19 protein-coding genes, 1 tRNA gene and 1 pseudogene are annotated in these 19,399 nt (G+C 71.2%); 19 read left to right on the top strand and 2 right to left on the bottom strand.

Annotated features, from left to right (window positions below; all coding sequences use genetic code 11):
* Positions 1-339: 339 nt before the first annotated feature.
* From ACZ6KF_RS22965 to ACZ6KF_RS22925, 9 genes and pseudogenes are all read left to right on the top strand, one after another.
* Positions 340-969, top strand: a pseudogene (locus tag ACZ6KF_RS22965) (FtsK/SpoIIIE domain-containing protein); the annotation flags it as partial.
* A gap of 83 nt (positions 970-1,052) precedes the next feature.
* Positions 1,053-1,265 (top strand): hypothetical protein, encoded by a 213-nt coding sequence (locus ACZ6KF_RS22960; RefSeq protein WP_469239836.1) that lies wholly within the window; start codon positions 1,053-1,055, stop codon positions 1,263-1,265.
* Positions 1,266-1,289: 24 nt separating this feature from the next.
* Positions 1,290-1,988: a DUF2637 domain-containing protein gene (locus ACZ6KF_RS22955; RefSeq protein ID WP_469239834.1), complete on the top strand. Its 699-nt coding sequence runs from the start codon at positions 1,290-1,292 to the stop codon at positions 1,986-1,988.
* Positions 1,989-2,003: 15 nt separating this feature from the next.
* Entirely contained in the window at positions 2,004-2,183 is a 180-nt protein-coding gene (locus tag ACZ6KF_RS22950; RefSeq protein WP_469239832.1) for a mobile element transfer protein, read from the top strand.
* A 15-nt stretch (positions 2,184-2,198) separates the two neighbouring features.
* A complete protein-coding gene (locus ACZ6KF_RS22945) occupies positions 2,199-2,354 on the top strand; it encodes a hypothetical protein (RefSeq protein ID WP_006134826.1) in 156 nt (51 codons plus the stop codon).
* A 20-nt stretch (positions 2,355-2,374) separates the two neighbouring features.
* Positions 2,375-2,680, top strand: coding sequence for a SpdD-like protein (locus tag ACZ6KF_RS22940; RefSeq protein WP_469239829.1), 306 nt, complete (start codon positions 2,375-2,377; stop codon positions 2,678-2,680).
* A gap of 101 nt (positions 2,681-2,781) precedes the next feature.
* A complete protein-coding gene (locus ACZ6KF_RS22935; protein WP_469239827.1) occupies positions 2,782-4,152 on the top strand; it encodes a replication initiator in 1,371 nt (456 codons plus the stop codon).
* Positions 4,152-4,295 carry a helix-turn-helix transcriptional regulator gene (locus ACZ6KF_RS22930; protein ID WP_469239928.1) on the top strand — a complete coding sequence of 48 codons (144 nt, stop codon included), beginning with the start codon at positions 4,152-4,154 and terminating at the stop codon, positions 4,293-4,295. The genes ACZ6KF_RS22935 and ACZ6KF_RS22930 overlap by 1 nt, the downstream gene beginning before the upstream one ends.
* 23 nt (positions 4,296-4,318) lie before the next feature.
* Positions 4,319-5,692: a tyrosine-type recombinase/integrase gene (locus ACZ6KF_RS22925; RefSeq protein WP_469239825.1), complete on the top strand. Its 1,374-nt coding sequence runs from the start codon at positions 4,319-4,321 to the stop codon at positions 5,690-5,692.
* Between the two features lie 105 nt (positions 5,693-5,797).
* Here the strand turns inward: ACZ6KF_RS22925 and ACZ6KF_RS22920 are convergent, their stop codons facing one another.
* Complete coding sequence (locus ACZ6KF_RS22920; protein ID WP_469239824.1) at positions 5,798-6,391, bottom strand: hypothetical protein; 594 nt, start codon at positions 6,389-6,391, stop codon at positions 5,798-5,800.
* 413 nt (positions 6,392-6,804) lie between these two features.
* Positions 6,805-6,876: transfer RNA gene (locus ACZ6KF_RS22915), tRNA-Arg, on the bottom strand.
* Positions 6,877-6,968: 92 nt separating this feature from the next.
* On the opposite strand from ACZ6KF_RS22915, the gene ACZ6KF_RS22910 reads away from it, so the two are divergent.
* The 10 genes from ACZ6KF_RS22910 (at position 6,969) to prfA (ending at position 19,368) form a co-directional block, all read left to right on the top strand.
* Positions 6,969-7,478, top strand: coding sequence for a response regulator (locus tag ACZ6KF_RS22910; protein WP_469177367.1), 510 nt, complete (start codon positions 6,969-6,971; stop codon positions 7,476-7,478).
* Between the two features lie 118 nt (positions 7,479-7,596).
* Positions 7,597-8,688 (top strand): ArgS-related anticodon-binding protein NrtL, encoded by a 1,092-nt coding sequence (nrtL, locus tag ACZ6KF_RS22905; RefSeq protein ID WP_469239822.1) that lies wholly within the window; start codon positions 7,597-7,599, stop codon positions 8,686-8,688.
* 186 nt (positions 8,689-8,874) lie between these two features.
* Positions 8,875-10,266, top strand: a complete 1,392-nt coding sequence (gene lysA, locus ACZ6KF_RS22900; RefSeq protein ID WP_469239820.1) for a diaminopimelate decarboxylase — start codon at positions 8,875-8,877, stop codon at positions 10,264-10,266.
* Between the two features lie 181 nt (positions 10,267-10,447).
* On the top strand, positions 10,448-11,740 hold the full coding sequence (locus ACZ6KF_RS22895; RefSeq protein ID WP_356626711.1) for a homoserine dehydrogenase: 1,293 nt from the start codon (positions 10,448-10,450) through the stop codon (positions 11,738-11,740).
* A 6-nt stretch (positions 11,741-11,746) separates the two neighbouring features.
* On the top strand, positions 11,747-12,805 hold the full coding sequence (thrC, locus tag ACZ6KF_RS22890) for a threonine synthase (RefSeq protein ID WP_356626712.1): 1,059 nt from the start codon (positions 11,747-11,749) through the stop codon (positions 12,803-12,805).
* 325 nt (positions 12,806-13,130) lie between these two features.
* Positions 13,131-14,048, top strand: a complete 918-nt coding sequence (thrB, locus tag ACZ6KF_RS22885; RefSeq protein WP_356626714.1) for a homoserine kinase — start codon at positions 13,131-13,133, stop codon at positions 14,046-14,048.
* A gap of 398 nt (positions 14,049-14,446) precedes the next feature.
* Complete coding sequence (gene rho / locus ACZ6KF_RS22880; protein ID WP_469239818.1) at positions 14,447-16,480, top strand: transcription termination factor Rho; 2,034 nt, start codon at positions 14,447-14,449, stop codon at positions 16,478-16,480.
* Between the two features lie 199 nt (positions 16,481-16,679).
* On the top strand, positions 16,680-17,765 hold the full coding sequence (locus ACZ6KF_RS22875) for an LCP family protein (RefSeq protein WP_469239816.1): 1,086 nt from the start codon (positions 16,680-16,682) through the stop codon (positions 17,763-17,765).
* A gap of 208 nt (positions 17,766-17,973) precedes the next feature.
* Positions 17,974-18,195, top strand: a complete 222-nt coding sequence (gene rpmE, locus ACZ6KF_RS22870; RefSeq protein WP_356626720.1) for a 50S ribosomal protein L31 — start codon at positions 17,974-17,976, stop codon at positions 18,193-18,195.
* Between the two features lie 105 nt (positions 18,196-18,300).
* Positions 18,301-19,368 carry a peptide chain release factor 1 gene (prfA, locus tag ACZ6KF_RS22865; RefSeq protein ID WP_356626721.1) on the top strand — a complete coding sequence of 356 codons (1,068 nt, stop codon included), beginning with the start codon at positions 18,301-18,303 and terminating at the stop codon, positions 19,366-19,368.
* Positions 19,369-19,399 lie beyond the last annotated feature (31 nt).

Genomic DNA, 19,399 nt, shown 5'->3' with positions numbered 1-19,399 from the left:
CTTCACAATTCGTGCACGCTTGGCAACAGGATAGGGACTGCCGCTGACATCGCAGCCAATCTGCCTCAAAATCTTACTGCGCGATGGGATGAAATATCCATATTTGCGCATGGAGATAGTTTTCTGCAGAGATGTTTCAGACTGTTGCCCGCGGTCTTCACGGCACTCGCCACGGTGGGCATCGCCATCGGCCGGTCCACGAGTATGTGATCTCGGTGGAGCGCAAGGTCCCGTTCTCATGCATCCCGCGCTGGGCCCCGAGGCCGGCGGAGTCCAATGGGCAAGGCAAGAGATGTCTTCTTGCCCTGGGTCTTGCTGGGGATCTTGGTGAGCTGGGTTTCGATGGAGGCACGGTTCCGCCTGATCGGCATGAGGGGCGGGACCGGTCCGGACGCCGTGCTCACCTCGGACGTGTGGGGCCTGCCGGAGAAGGCGCGGCCGGTGCCGGTCGTGGTTGTCGTCGACGAGGTCGCCGAACTCTTCCTTGCCGCGAGCAAGGACGACGAGAAGCGGCGGGACGCGATGGTCACCAAGCTCATCCGCCTCGCCCAGCTCGGCCGGGCGGCCGGCATCTACCTGGAGGTGTGCGGGCAGCGCTTCGGCGCCGAACTCGGCAAGGGCGCCGCCATGCTCCGCGCCCAGCTCACCGGACGGGTCTGCCACCGCGTCAACGACGAGACGTCCGCGAACATGGCGCTCGGCGACATCGCACCGGAAGCGGCACTGGCCGCCACCTCCATCCCGGCCGAACGGCCCGTCGTCGCGGTCGTCGGCGACTCCTCCGGCGGCTGGTCCCGCGTCCGCTCGCCCCACCTCACCCTCGACGACGTGGCGGCCATCTGCCGCGACACCTCGGGCTTGGTCCCGGAACTGCCCCGCCTCGACGCCTTCCGGCCCGTCGTCGCCGAACCGGCCGGGCCGCCCTCGCTCCCCGCCACGGTGCCCACGGCTCGACCGGTGGTCGAGTAACCGCACTCCCTCTCCCACGGCCGGCGTGACCGCCTCGCGCCATGTCCCTACCCCTCTCATGCCCGAAACCGGAAGGAAGCCCCGTGTTACGTCCCTCCATCGCCGAGGTCAGCGCGCTCATCGCGGACCTGGCCGCGTTCCGGCAGGACCGGACCTCTGCCGAGTACGCCGTGCTCATGGACCGTAAGGCGGATCTGCTGGAGCGCATCGCCGACCACACGCCCGGCGACACCGAGGCCGCCGAGGTGGCCCGTCTCGCCCGCGAGCACGCCGACTCGCTCAAGTCCACCGACTGATCACGCCGGAAGGAGACCGAGCCGATGCGTGCCCACCTGGCCCGCGTGGACGCCGTGATCGTTCAGGCCGTCATCGCCGGTGCCCTGTCCTTCTCCCACCTGCACGACCTCGCCGCAGCGGCCGGACAGGACGGCTGGAAGGCGTGGGCCTACCCCGTGAGCGTTGACCTGCTCCTGGTCGCCGCCTGGCGCCGGATGCGCCAGCAGCAGCGAGCGGGACAAGCGGCCGGTGGCCCGCGGCTGTGGTTCCTGGTGGCCCTGGCCGCGTCCCTCGGCGCCAACGTGGCCACGGCCGGGCTCCTGGACCTGGACGACGTACCGGCCTGGCTCCGCGTGACGGTCGCCGGTTGGCCGGCCATCGCCTTCTTCGGCGGCACGCTGTTGGCCCACGCTCCGCACACCCCGGAAACACCGGCGGCCCCGGCCCCCTCGGCAGCGGACACACCTGCGGAGCCGCACGCCGTTCCGTCTGCCGTCGACCGGCCCGGCCGTGAGGCGGTGCCGGCGTCCTCCATCGACCCCGGCCCGGCTCCGGAGCCCACTGCCGAACCGGTCCCTACTCCGGCCCCCGCCGTCGCCCTGCCGCCCGCCCTCGTCGACCGCGTCCGGGCCCTGGCCGACGAGCACCGCTCGACCACCGGCCATCCCGCCGACCCGGACGCCGTGCGCGCCCGGCTCGGTCTGCCCCCGTCCATGACCGCATCCGTCGCCGCACATCTCTGAGAGAGGAGCACCGCCATGAACCGGCGTTTCCGCAACGTCCGCCGTATCGGACCGGTCAACGTCGCCTCGTACGTCGACCGCGGCCGGGGCCGTCACCTGGCCGCCTGCACCGCGCCCCGCTGCGACTTCTCCGTCGAGTACGACAGTCGCGCCGCTGCAGAACTGGCCGCCCGTACCCATCGCTGCTCCGCCTGACAGGAGACCACCGAAGTGGACGTTCCGCTCTGGCTCGCCCTGCTCGTCGTCGGCGTCCTCGGCGTCAAGCTCATCCGCCCACCCTGGTGGCTCATCGCCGTGCTGCTCCTCGGCGGCTACCTCCTCGCCGACAGCCTGCTCGCCCCCGTCATCGACCCCGCCCTCAAGTGACCCGCGAAGGGAGAGCGCTCATGTTCCGACCGAAAGTCCCGGCCATGCCGCAGCCCGCCGGCCCGGTCGCCCCTCCCGCCGTCGGCGAACCGACCACCATCACGCCGGGCACCCCGGCTCCGCCGCCGACCCCCTTCGCCCCGGTCCCGCCCCGCCCGACCGTCCGGCTCACGCCCGGCACCGCGCTCGCCCTCGTCGGCGGCGGCACCGCCGTGGTCCTGGTCGTCGGCACCGTCCTGGTCTCCATGCTCCTCGCCGTCGCCCTCACCGCCACATCCGTGGCCGTGTGCGCCGTCGCCATCCGCTCCGTCCTCACCCGCCGCTGACCTCATTGCTCCGTCTGCCCGGCCTGCTCATGCTGTCTAGCCCCCTGGACAGGCCGGGCGCTCACACCGCACGTCCGCTATCTTCAAGGAGGAACTCGCACATGAGTCCTGCGGCTGAGACCGTAGCCATTCGCCAGCTGGCAGCACTCGCCCGGCACGGCGACCTTAGCGCCTACGCCCACCAGATCCAGCGCCTCGGCGGCTGCGAGCAGCCCGTACGGATGGAGGGCCACCGGCTCGACGTCCACGCCGCCACCGGCGAGATCGTCCGCGAGATCACCGACCGTGACCTCCCGGCAGGACAGCTCCTCATCCGCTGCAACAACCGCCGCGCCACCCGGTGCGCCTCCTGCGTCGAGATCTACCGCAAAGACACCTTCCACCTGGTCACTGCCGGGCTGAGCGGTGGCAAGGGCATCGGCCCGTCCGTCGCCGGGCACCCGCGCGTCTTCGCCACCTTCACCGCCCCGTCCTTCGGCCCCGTCCACAACCGACCCGGCGGCGGCCGGTGCCGCTGCGGACGCCTCCACTCGGACGACGACCCCGCCCTCGGCACGCCCCCGGACCCGGACCGCTACGACTACCGCGCGGCCGTCCTGTGGAACGCACACGCCGGGGCACTGTGGGGCCGCTTCACCACCTACCTGCGCCAGCAACTCGCCTCCCGCGCGGGCCTCAGCCGCTCGGCGCTGCGCCACTGCCTCAAGGTCTCCTACGCCAAGGTCGCCGAGTACCAGCGGCGCGGTGCCATCCACTTCCACGCCGTCATCCGCCTCGACGGCCCGGACGGCGCCGAGGACGTCCCGCAGGCCTGGGCCACCACCGAACTGCTCACCGACGCGATCCGCTCCGCGGCCCGGACGGCCGAGACACCCGGCCCGGTCCTCGACGGCCACGCGTACGCCTTCCGCTTCGGCGAACAGCTCGACATCCGCCCCATCCGCTCGGCCGACTTCGCGGGCACCTCGGAACTGTCCAGCCGCGCCGTGGCGGCCTACATCGCCAAGTACGCCACCAAGGGCGCCGAGACCGCGGGCACCCTCGACCGCCCCATCCGCAACCCGATCACGGACCTGATCGGCTCCCGCGTCACCGACCACGCCCGGCAAATGATCCTCACCTGCTGGCACCTCGGCGCCTGGCCCGAACTCGAAGCCCTGCGCCTGCGCAAGTGGGCCCACATGCTCGGCTTCCGCGGCCACTTCTCCACCGAATCCCGCGCCTACTCCGTCACCCTCGGCGCCCTCCGCCAGGAACGCGCCGACCACAACGAAGCCCTGGCCCGCGCACGCGCGGCCGAAGCCGGCCATCCGCTGCCCGACCCGGACACCGTCCTCTCGCACTGGCGCTTCGCCGGCACCGGACTGACCGGTGCAGAACACCTCATCGCTCATGGCATTTCTTCGCCCGTAGCCCCGACAGACGATGACACGGAAGGAGAACCGGCGTGGACCACCGACGCGACGAATTGATGACCGTCCCGCAGATCCTCGCAGAGCTGGGTGGTGTGTCCCGCCGTACTTTCTACCGGTGGCGCGAGCTGGGTCAGGGACCCGCTGCCTTCAAGCTGCCCAACGGGGAACTTCGGGTATGGCGAAGTGACTTCACCACGTAGCTGCGGCAGTTGGAGGCGGCGGCGTGAAGTCTCTCGATGTGAAGGTCTGGGGCGTCCGTAAGCGGGACACCAAGACGCCCTCGTACGGAGTCCGCTGGTCTGTTGCGGGCAACGTCTTCTCGGAGTCCTTCCGGACCAAGGCGCTTGCCGACCATTACCGCACGAAGCTCATGCGCGCGATGCGCGACGGCGAGGAATTTGACACGCAGTCGGGCCTTCCGGTCTCGATGGAAGAGAAGAAGTCGGCCGTGTCGTGGTATGCCTTCGCTCTCAGGTACCTCGCCATGAAGTGGCCTCATGCCGCTCCCAACACGCGGGACGGCATCAACGAAGCCCTCACCAGCGTGACGCTGGAACTTCTCGACGAGCGAGCCGGACGGCCGTCCGACGAGGTGATCCGCAGAGCATTGCGCAACTGGGCCTTCGTGCTACCGGGGCCCGATGACCGGGAAGTCCCGGACGACGTGCGGAACGTTCTCCACTGGGTGTCCAAGGCGTCCCGGCCGCTCGCCGACCTCGCTGAACCGGCCACGGCTCGCGCGGTCCTCGATTCGCTGAAGCTCAAGCTCGATGGCACGGCGGCAGCGGCGGAGACGGTGCGGCGCAAGCGTCGGACGCTCGTCAACGCCGCGAATTACGCCGTCGACCTGGGGGAGCTGCGGGAGAACCCGATCACGGCTGTCCGCTGGCAGAAGCCGAAGGTGTCCAACCAGGTAGATTTGCGGGTCGTCGCCAACCCGGAGCAGGCGCGGAACCTCCTGGCGGCGGTTTCCTACGTGGGCGGGTATCGGCGTGCCCGTGGTCGCCGCCTAGTGGGTCTGTTCGCCGCCATGTACTTCGGCGGCCTCCGGCCGGCGGAAGCGGTCGGCCTCGCCGAGTCGGACCTGAGCCTGCCCGAACACGGCTGGGGCTCGGCCCTGCTCCACCGAACTCGCCCGTCCGTCGGAAAGCAATGGACGGACTCGGGGGAGACCCACGACGACCGCGGGCTGAAGAACCGGCCGACCGAGGATGTCCGACGGGTGCCCATCCCGCCCCACCTCGTCGCGGTTCTCCGCGAGCACCTGGCCACCTTCGGCACGGCGGACGACGGGCGGTTGTTCTTCAGTGAGAAGGGCTCGGTCGTCCCGTCCTCGACCTACTACCGCGTGTGGCAGGAGGCCCGGCTCCTCGCGCTTCCGCCGGCCGTCGCGGCCTCGCCGCTCGCGAGTCGGCCGTACGACCTCCGGCACTCGGCGCTGTCGACATGGCTCAACGCCGGCGTCGACCCGACAGAGGTGGCCGAGCGCGCCGGCAACAGTGTCGAGGTCCTGCTGACCCGCTACGCGAAGTGCCTCGACGGACGGCAGGAGGTTGCGAACCGGCGTATCGAGGACCTGCTCCGCGAGTACGAGTGAGACAACCTACACCGATACCGAGGCCCCAGGCATGCCGCCTGGGGCCTCCCTCGTTCCGGCCCTACCCGCGCCAATGCTTCGTTTCGTAACGGGCCGATAACAGCCCTACTGGGATTCCTCGGAACCGTCCTCGCTCACTCCAGCGACTCTGCCGCCGACGAACGCCACGCTCAGCGCGAGGGCGGCTACACCGGTGGCTGCTACCAGCTTCATCCCCGCCCCCTGGAACTGCTTGCTCTCGCTGTCCTTCTCGAATACCCGCCCCACGTTTCGTTCGAGGCGGTCGTGGAGGGACTCCCGCTGTGCCTCGCTGAGGTGGTCCCGAGCGAGGTCGGCCTGCAGAGCGTCCCGCTGGTCCTGTGCAGCCTTGTAGAAGTGGTTCTGACTGTTCTCGTTGGCTGCGAGAGTGGACCTGTGGGCCTCTGCGACTGCATCGATGTTGGCCTTGCCCAGGTCCTTGAATGCAGGGAACTGCTCGATGAGCTTGAGCCGCGCCTCGGTGGCCATCTCGGGCATCGCTGCCGCGAACTTGAGCACCTTGTCCTTGGACAGGTTCCGCCAGTTCGGGATACCCAACTTCCGCTTGACCGCTGATTCGTTCACGTCGCCCATCCCCTGACTCCACTCGTCGTCCCGTGAGGCATCCCGGATAGTAGCGGTGCCCATCGACAAGCCCCTCTTCCTCGGCCTGCTCGCCATGACTCTGTGAACGGTATTCGCGGCTCAGGTACACCCAATACGCGTCAGTCGACGGGACGACCGGACCAACGATTGGATGGGACGGTACGACGCAGGTCAGCCCGTCTCTGACTCCGGCCTCGTCGTTCGTCTAGATCCATAAGAGAACCCCTGGGTGCTGGCAGCACTCATGGACGCCGTTGGTAGCCCCGGTGGCGCGACGACATGTACCTGGGTCAGGCGTCTGGCGTTAGCGCGAGCGTCGCCTTCTCTTAGATAGACCTCACCTGCGGAGATGTTCCAAGATCCCGTCCACGCCTCGTCCACGGACCCCGACATACGCCCGCTCCGGGCCGCACACGCCTGCACATACGCGAAGACCCCGCTCGCAGCGTTTCCGCTGGTGACGGGGTCTTTGGGCACCTCATGCAGGGTGCCCCCGGCAGGATTCGAACCTGCGCACACGGCTCCGGAGGCCGTTGCTCTATCCCCTGAGCTACGGGGGCGTGTCCTTCGCGGGCTTCGCTCGCGGCGACGGGTAGAACACTACCAGCTCCGGTGGGGTGTTCATGAACGGGTTACGCGTCCACCCCGGAGGGTGCCGTCGCCCGCAGGGGTGGAAGTCGGGAAAACCCGGACGCGGTGGCCGGTCCCGACCTACTCTCAAGGGGTGCCAGGCGCTTCGGGCCGGGTGCTTGTTGTGGACGACAACAAGGTCATCCGGCAGTTGATCAGGGTCAATCTCGAGCTGGAGGGCCTCGAGGTCGTGACCGCGTCCGATGGTGCCGAGTGTCTTGAAGTCATCCATAGGGTGCGGCCCGATGTGGTCACCCTCGATGTCGTCATGCCTCGGCTCGACGGGCTGAGGACCGCCGCCCGGCTGCGTGCGGATCCGCTCACCCGCCATCTGCCCCTCGCCATCATCAGCGCATGCTCGCAGCACGAGGTCGAGAGCGGCCTCGAAGTCGGCGTCGATGCGTTCCTCGCCAAGCCCTTCGAGCCCGACGCGCTGGTGCGGCTCGTTCGGCAGCTCATGGACGGGGAGGGGGAGGTCGAGGGGAAGCGGTTCCCCGGCGCTGCCGAGCCGGGGCGCGCCGGGCTCGCGTGACAGTCAGGGAGGGCAGTGGTGCTGGTCCGCCCGTCCTCTCCGTCCGGCCCCGTCCACATCTCGGGACCCCGCCAAACCGGCTCGCATACCCACCCCCCTCCTCCCCTACGCTTGTCCCGTGACCCCCGTCGAGCTCTCCCGCACCGTCCTGCACGCCGTGCGTCGTGCCGTCGACGGCGGAGAGCTGTCCGTGAGCGTTCCGGAGCGGGCCGTCGTCACCTCGCCCGGGCCCGGGGGATGCGGGGACTACGCCACCAACATCGCCCTCCAGCTCTCCCGCGCCGCGGGGCAGCCGCCCCTCCACGTCGCCGAGATACTGCGCGCCCGGCTCGCCGAGGCCCCCGGCGTCACGGACGTCGTCGTCACCGGGCCCGGCTTCCTCAACCTCCGGCTCCGCCGTGACGCCCCCGGCGAGCTGGTCCAGGACATCCTCCGCGCCGGCCCCCGCTACGGACACGCCCAGCCCCACCGCGCCGACACCCGGTCCGCCCCCGTCCACCTCCACTGCCCCGCAGAGCTCCGCGCCCTCGTCGTCGCCGACGCCCTCGCCCGCATCCTCCGCTCCCAGGGCGCCGACGTCCGGATCAGTTGCGCCGGTGAGCTGGAGGGGGGCTCGGCAGACGCCCTCGGCCTGCGCATCGACGCCCACGGCACCGGTGCCCACGGCAGTACCGGCAACTTGCTCCCCGACGCGCCCCCGCCCGAGACCATCCGTCCCGTCCCGGCGCCGCCCCACCCCGACCCCCTCACCCTCCTGGGCCCCGACGCCACCCGCTGGGCCCTGCTCCACCCCGCCGCCCACGACCGGCCCCGCCTCACCCCCGAGCACCTGGTCCAGCGCGAGGGCAACCCCCTCTTCCGCGTCCGGTACGCCCACGCCCGCACCCGCGCCCTCCTCCGCAACGCCGCCGACCTCGGCTTCGCCCCGGACGCCGGAGCAGGCGTACCCCCGTCACCCGTACAAGCCCTCCTCGCCGACCACCCCCGCGTCCTCTCCCAGGCCGCCTCCCACCGCGCCCCCGACCGTCTCGCCCGGCACCTCGTCAGCGTCGCCGATGCCGTGCTGCCCCTTCTTCCCGCCGTCCTGCCGATCGGCGAGGAGAAACCCTCGGCCGCCCACCGTGCCCGGCTCGCCCTTGCCGCAGCCGCCGGGGCGGTGCTGGCCGGCGGCCTGTCCCTGCTCGGCATCCATGCGCCCGATCACCTCTGAGACCCGGACCGGACCCGCCCCGCCTCCGCGCCCGGCCCGCGCCCGGACCACCTCCGAGACGACCGCGACGACAAACCACGCCGCCCGACGACGGCATCCGACGCCGCCCGACGGCGACAGACCGCGCCGCCCGACGACGTCGACAGAAGACGCCCGACGACGACAGACAGAGAGCCACCCCACACCATGAGCCGTTCCGCACACCCCGCCGGCCCCCGGCACGCCGACGTTCTTCCCGAGGGGCACTACTCGGGTCCGCCCAGCGACCTCAACGCGCTCGACCCCAAGGTGTGGGCGCAGACCGTCGCGCGGGACGACGACGGGATCGTGACCGTCGGGGGCATCCGTGTCACCGATCTCGCGCAGGAGCACGGGACTCCGGCCTACATCCTCGACGAGGCCGACTTCCGGGCCCGGGCGCGGGCCTGGCGCACCGCGTTCTCGCAGGACGCCGACGTCTTCTACGCCGGCAAGGCCTTCCTCTCCCGCGCGATCGTGCGGTGGCTGCACGAGGAGGGGCTCAACCTCGACGTCTGTTCCGGCGGGGAGCTGGCCACCGCCCTGTCCGCGGGGATGCCCGCCGAGCGGATCGCCTTCCACGGCAACAACAAGTCCAAGGAGGAGATCGAGCGGGCCGTCCGCGCCGGGGTGGGGCGGATCGTGCTCGACTCCTTCCAGGAGATCGTGAGGGTCGCGCACATCGCCCAGGAGCTGGGCACGCGGCAGCGGGTGCAGATTCGTATCACCGTCGGCGTCGAGGCGCACACGCACGAGTTCATCGCCACCGCGCACGAGGACCAGAAGTTCGGCATCCCGCTCGCCGGGGGACAGGCGGCGGAGGCCGTGCGGCGGGCGCTGCGGCTGGACGGGCTGGAGCTGATCGGGATCCACTCGCACATCGGGTCGCAGATCTTCGACATGTCCGGGTTCGAGGTGGCTGCCCACCGGGTCGTGGGGCTGCTCAGGGAGATCCGGGACGAGCACGGGGTCGAACTGCCCGAGATCGACCTCGGCGGCGGGCTCGGGATCGCGTACACCAGCGACGACGACCCCCGGGAGCCGCACGAGATCGCCAAGGCGCTCACCGAGATCGTGACGCGCGAGTGCGAGGCGGCGAAGCTGCGCACGCCGCGGATCTCCGTCGAGCCGGGGCGGGCCATCGTCGGGCCGACCGCGTTCACGCTCTACGAGGTCGGCACGGTCAAGCCGCTCGACGGGCTGCGGACGTACGTCTCCGTAGACGGCGGCATGTCGGACAACATCCGCACCGCGCTCTACGACGCCGAGTACAGCGTCGCCCTCGTCTCCCGCACCAGCGACGCCGAGCCGATGCTCGCCCGCGTCGTCGGCAAGCACTGCGAGAGCGGTGACATCGTGGTGCGGGACGCGTTCCTGCCGGCCGACGTGGCGCCGGGCGACCTGATCGCCGTACCGGCCACCGGCGCGTACTGCAGGTCCATGGCCAGCAACTACAACCATGTGCTGCGCCCGCCCGTCGTCGCCGTGCACGACGGGGCGTCGCGGGTCATCGTCCGGCGCGAGACGGAGGACGATCTGCTGCGGCTCGACGTCGGCTGAGCGGCGACCGGGCCAGGGGGCCCCGCCGGTACTTCGGCCGGTCAATCGGTCGGGGGTGGAAGATCTGCGTCTTTCACCCCCGTACAAATGAAATAGACGTCTCATAATCCGGACAAGGGATAGAAAGTCCCGTCCGGTGCGTGAGACTGGTTCCACCGTGACGTAAGAGAAACGAGGTCGGATGATGCGTACGCGTCCGCTGAAGGTGGCGCTGCTGGGCTGTGGAGTGGTCGGCTCAGAGGTGGCGCGCATCATGACGACGCACGCCGACGACCTCGCCGCCCGGATCGGCGCCCCGGTGGAGCTCGCGGGCGTGGCCGTACGGCGTCCCGACCGCGTCCGCGAGGGCATCGCCTCCGGCCTGGTCACCACCGACGCCACCGCCCTCGTCAAACGCGGGGACATCGACGTCGTCGTGGAGGTCATCGGCGGCATCGAGCCCGCCCGCTCCCTCATCACCACCGCCTTCGAGCACGGCGCCTCCGTCGTCTCCGCGAACAAGGCGCTGCTCGCCCAGGACGGCGCAGCCCTGCACGCGGCGGCCGAGGAGCACGGCGCCGACCTGTACTACGAGGCCGCCGTCGCCGGCGCCATCCCGCTGATCCGGCCGCTGCGCGAGTCCCTCGCCGGCGACAAGGTCAACCGCGTGCTCGGCATCGTCAACGGCACCACCAACTTCATCCTCGACAAGATGGACTCCACGGGCGCCGGCTACCAGGAGGCCCTGGACGAGGCGACCGCCCTCGGCTACGCGGAGGCCGACCCGACCGCCGACGTCGAGGGCTTCGACGCCGCCGCCAAGGCCGCGATCCTCGCCGGCATCGCCTTCCACACGCGCGTGCGCCTCGACGACGTCTACCGCGAGGGCATGACCGAGGTCACCGCCGCGGACTTCGCCTCCGCCAAGGAGATGGGCTGCACCATCAAGCTGCTCGCCATCTGCGAGCGGGCCGCGGACGGCGCCTCCGTCACCGCGCGCGTGCACCCGGCGATGATCCCGCTGAGCCACCCGCTCGCCTCCGTGCGCGGCGCCTACAACGCCGTGTTCGTCGAGTCGGACGCCTCCGGGCAGCTCATGTTCTACGGCCCCGGCGCCGGCGGCGCGCCCACCGCCTCGGCCGTCCTCGGCGACCTCGTCGCCGTCTGCCGCAACCGGCTCAGCGGCACCACCGGGCCCGGCGAGTCGGCGTACGCCGCGCTGCCGGTCTCGGGCATGGGCGACGTGGTCACGCGGTACCACATCAGCCTCGACGTCGCCGACAAACCGGGCGTCCTCGCCCAGGTGGCGACCGTGTTCGCCGAGCACGGGGTGTCCATCGACACGGTCCGGCAGCAGGGGAAGGACGGCGAGGCGTCCCTCGTCGTCGTCACGCACCGTGCGTCCGACGCGGCCCTCACCGGGACCGTCGAGGCGTTGCGCAAGCTCGACACCGTGCGTGGTGTCGCCAGCATCATGCGGGTTGAAGGAGAGTAACCAGCAATGACCCACCAGTGGCGCGGAATCATCGAGGAGTACCGGGACCGGCTCCCCGTCTCCGACAGCACGCAGGTCGTGACGCTCCGCGAGGGCGGCACGCCGCTCGTGCCCGCGCAGGTGCTCTCCGAGCGCACGGGCTGCGAGGTCCACCTCAAGGTGGAGGGCGCGAACCCGACCGGTTCCTTCAAGGACCGCGGCATGACCATGGCCATCACGCGGGCCAAGGAGGAGGGCGCGAAGGCGGTCATCTGCGCCTCCACCGGCAACACCTCCGCGTCCGCCGCCGCGTACGCCGTGCGCGCCGGCATGGTGTCGGCCGTGCTGGTGCCGCAGGGCAAGATCGCGCTGGGCAAGATGGGGCAGGCCCTCGTGCACGGCGCGAAGATCCTCCAGGTCGACGGCAACTTCGACGACTGCCTCACCCTGGCCCGCGCGCTGTCCGACAACTACCCGGTGTCGCTGGTCAATTCGGTCAACCCGGTGCGCATCGAGGGCCAGAAGACGGCCGCGTTCGAGATCGTCGACATGCTCGGCGACGCCCCCGACATCCACGTCCTTCCGGTGGGCAACGCGGGCAACATCACGGCCTATTGGAAGGGCTACACCGAGTACGCGGCCGACGGCGTCGCCTCGCGCACCCCGCGCATGTGGGGCTTCCAGGCGTCCGGTTCCGCGCCCATCGTGCGCGGCGAGGTCGTCAAGGACCCCTCGACCATCGCCACGGCGATCCGCATCGGCAACCCGGCCTCGTGGCAGTACGCGCTCGCCGCGCGCGACGAGTCGGGCGGTCTCATCGACGAGGTGACGGACCGTGAGATCCTGCGGGCCTACCGGCTGTTGGCCGCGCAGGAGGGCGTCTTCGTGGAGCCCGCCTCCGCCGCCTCGGTCGCCGGTCTGCTGAAGGCCGCCGAGCAGGGCAAGGTCGACCCGGGCCAGCGCATCGTGTGCACCGTCACCGGCAACGGCCTCAAGGACCCCGACTGGGCCGTCGCCGGCGCCCCGCAGCCGGTCACCGTGCCGGTCGACGCGGCCACGGCCGCCGAGCGCCTCGGCCTGGTGTGATCACCGGGCGCCTCGGCCCGGTGTGATGCCGCGTCCCCGCACTCCGGCACACACCCGGGAGTAAGGGGACGCTCACCTGGGGATGTTCTCTACAGCGGATGCACAGGGGGCTTACGACACGCATCGTGCGCCCCCGGTGCGCCCTGTGTCGCCACAGAACCGACCTTCGATAGGCTGTACCGAACTCGCCCGCCGCATATGCCGCGGTGCCGCGCGCCGTCCCTGGGGACCACGGGGGGCGCACGGAAGCTCCGGGTTCTCGTACGTCGTCGAATGTCATTCGACAGTCACGCAAGTCACGCAGCTCAAGGAGAGTCATCGAGCGATGGCCGGTCCAGCGTTCCGCGCCGCCGCCGTCCGGGTGCGCACCCCCGCCACCAGCGCCAATCTCGGCCCGGGCTTCGACGCCCTCGGCCTCGCGCTGGGGCTGTACGACGACGTCGTCGTCCGGGTGGCCGACTCCGGGCTGCACATCGACATCGCGGGCGAGGGCAGCGAGACCCTCCCGCGCGACGAGAAGCACCTTCTCGTACGGTCCCTGCGCACCGCCTTCGATCTGCTGGGCGGACAGCCCCGCGGCCTCGAAATCGTCTGCGCCAACCGCATTCCGCACGGCCGCGGCCTCGGTTCCTCCTCCGCCGCCATCTGCGCCGGCATCGTCGCGGCGCGCGCCGTGACCATAGGCGGCGAGGCCCGGCTGGACGACGCCGCGCTGCTGGAGCTGGCCACCGAGATCGAGGGCCACCCGGACAACGTCGCCGCCTGTCTGCTCGGCGGTTTCACGCTCTCCTGGATGGAGGCCGGCGCCGCCCGCGCGATCAGGATGGAGCCCGACGCCTCCGTCGTCCCGGTGGTCTTCGTGCCTGGGAAGCCGGTGCTGACCGAGACCGCCCGCGGACTGCTCCCGCGCACCGTGCCGCACGTCGACGCCGCCGCCAACGCGGGCCGTGCCGCGCTGCTCGTCGAGGCCCTCACCCGGCGCCCCGAGCTGCTGCTGCCCGCCACCGAGGACCGTCTGCACCAGGAGTACCGCGCGCCGGCCATGCCGGAGAGCGCGGCGCTGGTGGAGCGGCTGCGGGCCGACGGGGTCCCGGCGGTCATCTCGGGCGCCGGACCGACCGTCATGGCGCTCGCCGACGCCGACTCGGCCGACAAGGTCGAGCAGCTCGCCGGGCCCGGCTGGGCGGCCAACCGGCTGGCCCTGGACCTGCAGGGAGCGAGCGTGCTGCCGCTCGCGGCATGACACGCGACGGCCGGATGCGAGAGGGGGAATGTTTGTTGGATCCGGTAGTGTTAATCTCAAGTCTGCACCCGACCCCACCATGGCGAGGTGCCTCGTGTCCCAGTCCGGGACAGACATCCTTCCGGGAGCCCCCCAAGCCGCACTGTGTTGAGTACGTCGTACGTGGGCAGTACGTCGTACGCCGACACCGAGCGGACCGACGGGCAGGCTCCGGAACCGGTGCGACCACGCCACGTGACACTGGGTGCCACGGCTCGAGGTAGCGCCATCACCAGATATCTCCTCCGCCGCTCCGGCGGATTACCGCCCCGGCACGGTTCGATCGAGGACCGAAGCCGGACAGCACAACCGGTCGCCGAGCCAGACAGGCCGACGTCCGCTCCAGGGAAGGACCCTTCGTGAGCGACACCACCGATCTGATGGGCGCACGTGTCGAGGAGACCGCTGCCGCGCCCGCCACGGACGCCTCCGCGCCTGCCACCGGTGCCGGCTCCCGGCGGCGCCGGGGTACCGGCCTCGAGGGCATGGTGCTGGCCGAGCTGCAGCAGGTCGCATCGGGCCTCGGCATCAGGGGCACGGCGCGTATGCGCAAGAGCCAGCTGATCGAGGTCATCAAGGAGGCCCAGGCCGCCGGCGGAGCCCCCGCCGCCAAGGCCGCGGAGACCGCCGAGGCCAAGCCGAAGCGCCGGGCCACCTCCAAGGCCCGTACGGGCGAGGCCGCGGCCCCCGCCGAGAAGGCGAAGAAGGCCGACGCCGCCCCCGCCGCCGAGCAGGCCGTCGCCCAGCAGCAGATCGAGATCCCCGGCCAGCCCGCCGGCGGCATCGCCCGCGCGGGCGATGCCGAGCGCGGCGGGGACGACGCGCCCGTCGAGCGTCGTCGTCGCCGTGTGACCGCCGAGGCCGGCGCCCCCGCCGGCGCGGCCGAGACCGTCGTCGCCGAGGCCAAGAGCGAGCCGAAGGCCGAGGCGTCCGCGCAGCAGCAGCCGGGCGGCGACGCGGACGGCGCCGAGGGGCGCCGCCGGGACCGCCGTGAGCGCGGCCGGGACCGCGACCGCGGCGACCGCGAGCGCGACCGCGGCGACCGCCGCGGCAAGGGCGACGACCAGCAGGGCCAGGGCGGTCAGCGCCAGCAGCAGAGCCAGCAGCAGGGCGGCGGCCGCCAGGACCGCAACGCCGGGCCGCAGGACGACGACGACTTCGACGGCGGACGCCGGGGCCGGCGCGGGCGCTACCGCGACCGCCGGGGCCGCCGCGGGCGCGACGAGGTGCAGGAGCCGCAGATCAACGAGGACGACGTCCTCATCCCGGTCGCGGGCATCCTCGACATCCTCGACAACTACGCCTTCATCCGCACGTCGGGCTACCTGCCGGGCCCCAACGACGTGTACGTCTCCCTCGCCCAGGTCCGCAAGAACGGCCTGCGCAAGGGCGACCACGTCACCGGCGCGGTGCGTCAGCCCAAGGAGGGCGAGCGGCGCGAGAAGTTCAACGCGCTGGTCCGGCTGGACTCGGTCAACGGCATGGCGCCCGAACACGGCCGCGGCCGCCCCGAGTTCAACAAGCTCACCCCGCTCTACCCGCAGGACCGCCTCCGCCTGGAGACGGACCCCGGCGTCCTGACGACCCGCATCATCGACCTCGTCTCGCCCATCGGCAAGGGCCAGCGCGGTCTGATCGTGGCCCCGCCGAAGACCGGCAAGACCATGATCATGCAGGCGGTCGCCAACGCGATCACGCACAACAACCCCGAGTGCCACCTGATGGTCGTCCTGGTGGACGAGCGTCCGGAAGAGGTCACCGACATGCAGCGGTCGGTGAAGGGCGAGGTCATCTCCTCGACCTTCGACCGCCCGGCCGAGGACCACACCACGGTCGCCGAGCTGGCCATCGAGCGCGCCAAGCGCCTGGTGGAGCTGGGTCACGACGTGGTCGTCCTGCTCGACTCGATCACCCGTCTGGGCCGCGCGTACAACCTGGCCGCGCCGGCCTCCGGCCGCATCCTGTCCGGCGGTGTCGACTCCACGGCCCTGTACCCGCCGAAGCGGTTCTTCGGCGCGGCGCGCAACATCGAGGACGGCGGCTCGCTGACCATCCTCGCCACCGCGCTGGTGGACACCGGGTCCCGCATGGACGAGGTGATCTTCGAGGAGTTCAAGGGCACCGGCAACATGGAGCTCAAGCTCGACCGGAAGCTCGCCGACAAGCGCATCTTCCCGGCCGTCGACGTCGACGCGTCCGGCACCCGCAAGGAGGAGATCCTCCTGGGCGCCGAGGAGCTGGGCGTCGTGTGGAAGCTGCGGCGCGTGCTGCACGCGCTGGACCAGCAGCAGGCGATCGAGCTGCTCCTCGACAAGATGAGGCAGACCAAGTCGAACGTCGAGTTCCTGATGCAGATCCAGAAGACGACGCCGACGCCGGGCAACGGCGACTGACGTCGAGGTTCTTCGTCCGAAGGGGCCGCCCCCGTCACCTCGCCGGTGACGGGGGCGGCCCTCTTTGCGCGGCCGGCTCCGGGTTCCCGCCGCAGTCGCGGACGGCTTCCCTCGTGGCCGCGGCCCCCCGTTTCCCTCCGTGGCCGTACCGGGCGACGATGGGGGTACCCGGTGGGTGGACAGAGGCGAGGAGCGGCGTATGCGGGAGTCCGGGACACCGGGCCGGGGCGGCAGGGCGGCGGGCCAGCGCGGGAAGGGACTGGCCCTCGCCGTGTGGACCGCCGCCGGGGTGCTGCTGCTCGGCGGCACCGGAGTGGGCTACGTGTACCTCAAGCTCAACGGCAATCTGCGCAGCCTCGACATCGACCAGGCACTCGGCGCCGACCGGCCCGCCAAGGTCGACAACGGGTCCGAGAACATCCTGGTCCTCGGCTCCGACACCCGCTCCGGCTCCAACGGCCGGCTCGGCGGCGGCGCCGACGACGGCAGCGCCCGCGCCGACACGGCGATGATCGTCCACCTGTACGAGGGCCGTAAGAGGGCCGGCGTGGTGTCCGTGCCGCGCGACACCCTGATCGACCGCCCCGCCTGCACCGACGCCGACGGCAGGACGCACCGGACCGCCAGGGGAGTGATGTTCAACTCCGCCTACACCACCGGCGGCGCCGCCTGCGCGGTGAGGACCGTCGAGTCCCTCACCGGCATCCGCATGGACCACTACCTGGAGGTCGACTTCGCCGGGTTCGCGAAGCTCGTGGACGAACTGGGCGGCGTCGAGATCACCACTACCGAGGACATCCACGATCCCGACAGCCACCTCAGCCTGAAGGCCGGCGACCACACCCTCACCGGCGAGCAGGCCCTCGGCCTCGTCCGCACCCGGCACGGCGTCGGCGACGGCTCCGACCTCGGCCGCATCCAGCTCCAGCAGGCCTTCGTCAAGGCGCTGGCCGACCGCGTCGAGGACCTCGGCGTGCTCACCAGCCCCAAGAAGCTCTACGACCTCGCCGACACCGCCACCAAGGCCGTCACCACCGACTCCGGGCTCGGCTCCGTCAACGAACTGATCTCCTTCGCGAGCAGCCTGAAGGGCATCGGTTCCGAGAACCTGACCATGATCACCCTGCCGGTCCAGTACGACCCCGCCGACCGCAACCGCGTCGTCCTCGACGAAGCCAAGGCCGACCAGGTGTGGAAGGCGCTGCGCGGCGACCGGCCCATACCGAGGTCGGCCACCGAGGGCACCGCCACCGGTGAGGCCGGGGACGTGGTCGACGCCGCCTGAGCGGGCCCGGCGCCGCCGGGGAACACCGTCGCGACGGACGCGGCGGCGGGGTCGCCGCCGAGCGGGGTCACCGCACTCGGGAATACCCCCGGGCCGCCCCCGGTTTTGGGGAGTGGCCCCAGTCCTGGCAGACTGGTACGTCGGCTCCGGTTCACGCCTCCGCATCCCGCGGCAGCGACCCGGCGCCCTCCCGAACCTAGGAGACACCTTGAAGCGCGAGATCCACCCCGAGTACGTCGAGACCCAGGTCAGCTGCACCTGCGGCGCGTCGTTCACCACCCGCAGCACGATCCAGTCCGGTTCCATCCGGGCCGAGGTCTGCTCCGAGTGCCACCCGTTCTACACGGGCAAGCAGAAGATCCTCGACACCGGTGGCCGTGTGGCCCGCTTCGAGGCCCGCTTCGGCAAGGCCGCCGGCTCCAAGAAGTAGCGAGCCTCCAATCGCCGGTCCACGGCCGTGCCCCTCACGGGCGCGCCGGGACCGGCGTTTTTGGTCGCCCGCCCTTCCTCACCGCACGTCATTCAGGAGCCAGAGATGTTCGAGGCCGTCGAGGAGCTCGTAGTCGAGCACGCCGACCTGGAGAAGACGCTCGCCGACCCGTCGGTCCACTCCGACCAGGCCAACGCGCGCAAGCTGAACAAGCGCTACGCCGAGCTGACCCCGATCGTCGCCACGTTCCGCTCCTGGAAGCAGACCGGCGACGACATCGAGACCGCGCGCGAGTTCGCCGCCGCCGACCCGGACTTCGCCGCGGAGGTCAAGGAGCTGGAGAAGCAGCGCGAGGAGCTGACCGAGAAGCTGCGGCTGCTGCTCGTCCCGCGCGACCCCAGCGACGACAAGGACGTCATCCTCGAGATCAAGGCGGGCGCGGGCGGCGACGAGTCCGCCCTGTTCGCCGGCGACCTGCTGCGCATGTACCTGCGCTACGCCGAGCGCGTCGGCTGGAAGACCGAGATCATCGACGCCACCGAGTCCGAGCTGGGCGGCTACAAGGACGTCCAGGTCGCCGTGAAGGCCCGCGGCCAGACCGAGCCCGGCCAGGGCGTGTGGGCCCGGCTGAAGTACGAGGGCGGCGTGCACCGCGTGCAGCGCGTGCCGGCCACCGAGTCCCAGGGCCGCATCCACACCTCCGCCGCCGGCGTGCTGGTCACGCCCGAGGCCGAGGAGGTCGACGTCGAGATCAACCCGAACGACCTGCGCATCGACGTCTACCGCTCCTCCGGGCCCGGCGGCCAGTCCGTCAACACCACCGACTCCGCCGTGCGCATCACGCACATTCCGACCGGAGTCGTCGCCTCCTGCCAGAACGAGAAGAGCCAGCTGCAGAACAAGGAGCAGGCGATGCGTATCCTGCGCTCACGGCTGCTCGCCGCGGCGCAGGAGGAGGCCGAGCGGGAGGCCGCCGACGCCCGCCGCAGCCAGGTCCGCACGGTCGACCGCTCCGAGAAGATCCGCACGTACAACTTCCCGGAGAACCGCATCTCGGACCACCGCGTCGGCTTCAAGGCGTACAACCTGGACCAGGTCCTGGACGGCGACCTCGACGCGGTCATCCAGGCCTGCGTCGACGCGGACTCGGCGGCGAAGCTGGCGGCCGCGTAAGGCGCGTACGCACCACGCGTACGACCGGGTA

It is taken from the genome of Streptomyces sp. NPDC046379 (assembly GCF_055587785.1).
The sequence above is the reverse complement of the archived record's forward strand: the minus strand, read 5'-3'. Positions and strand labels throughout refer to the sequence as shown.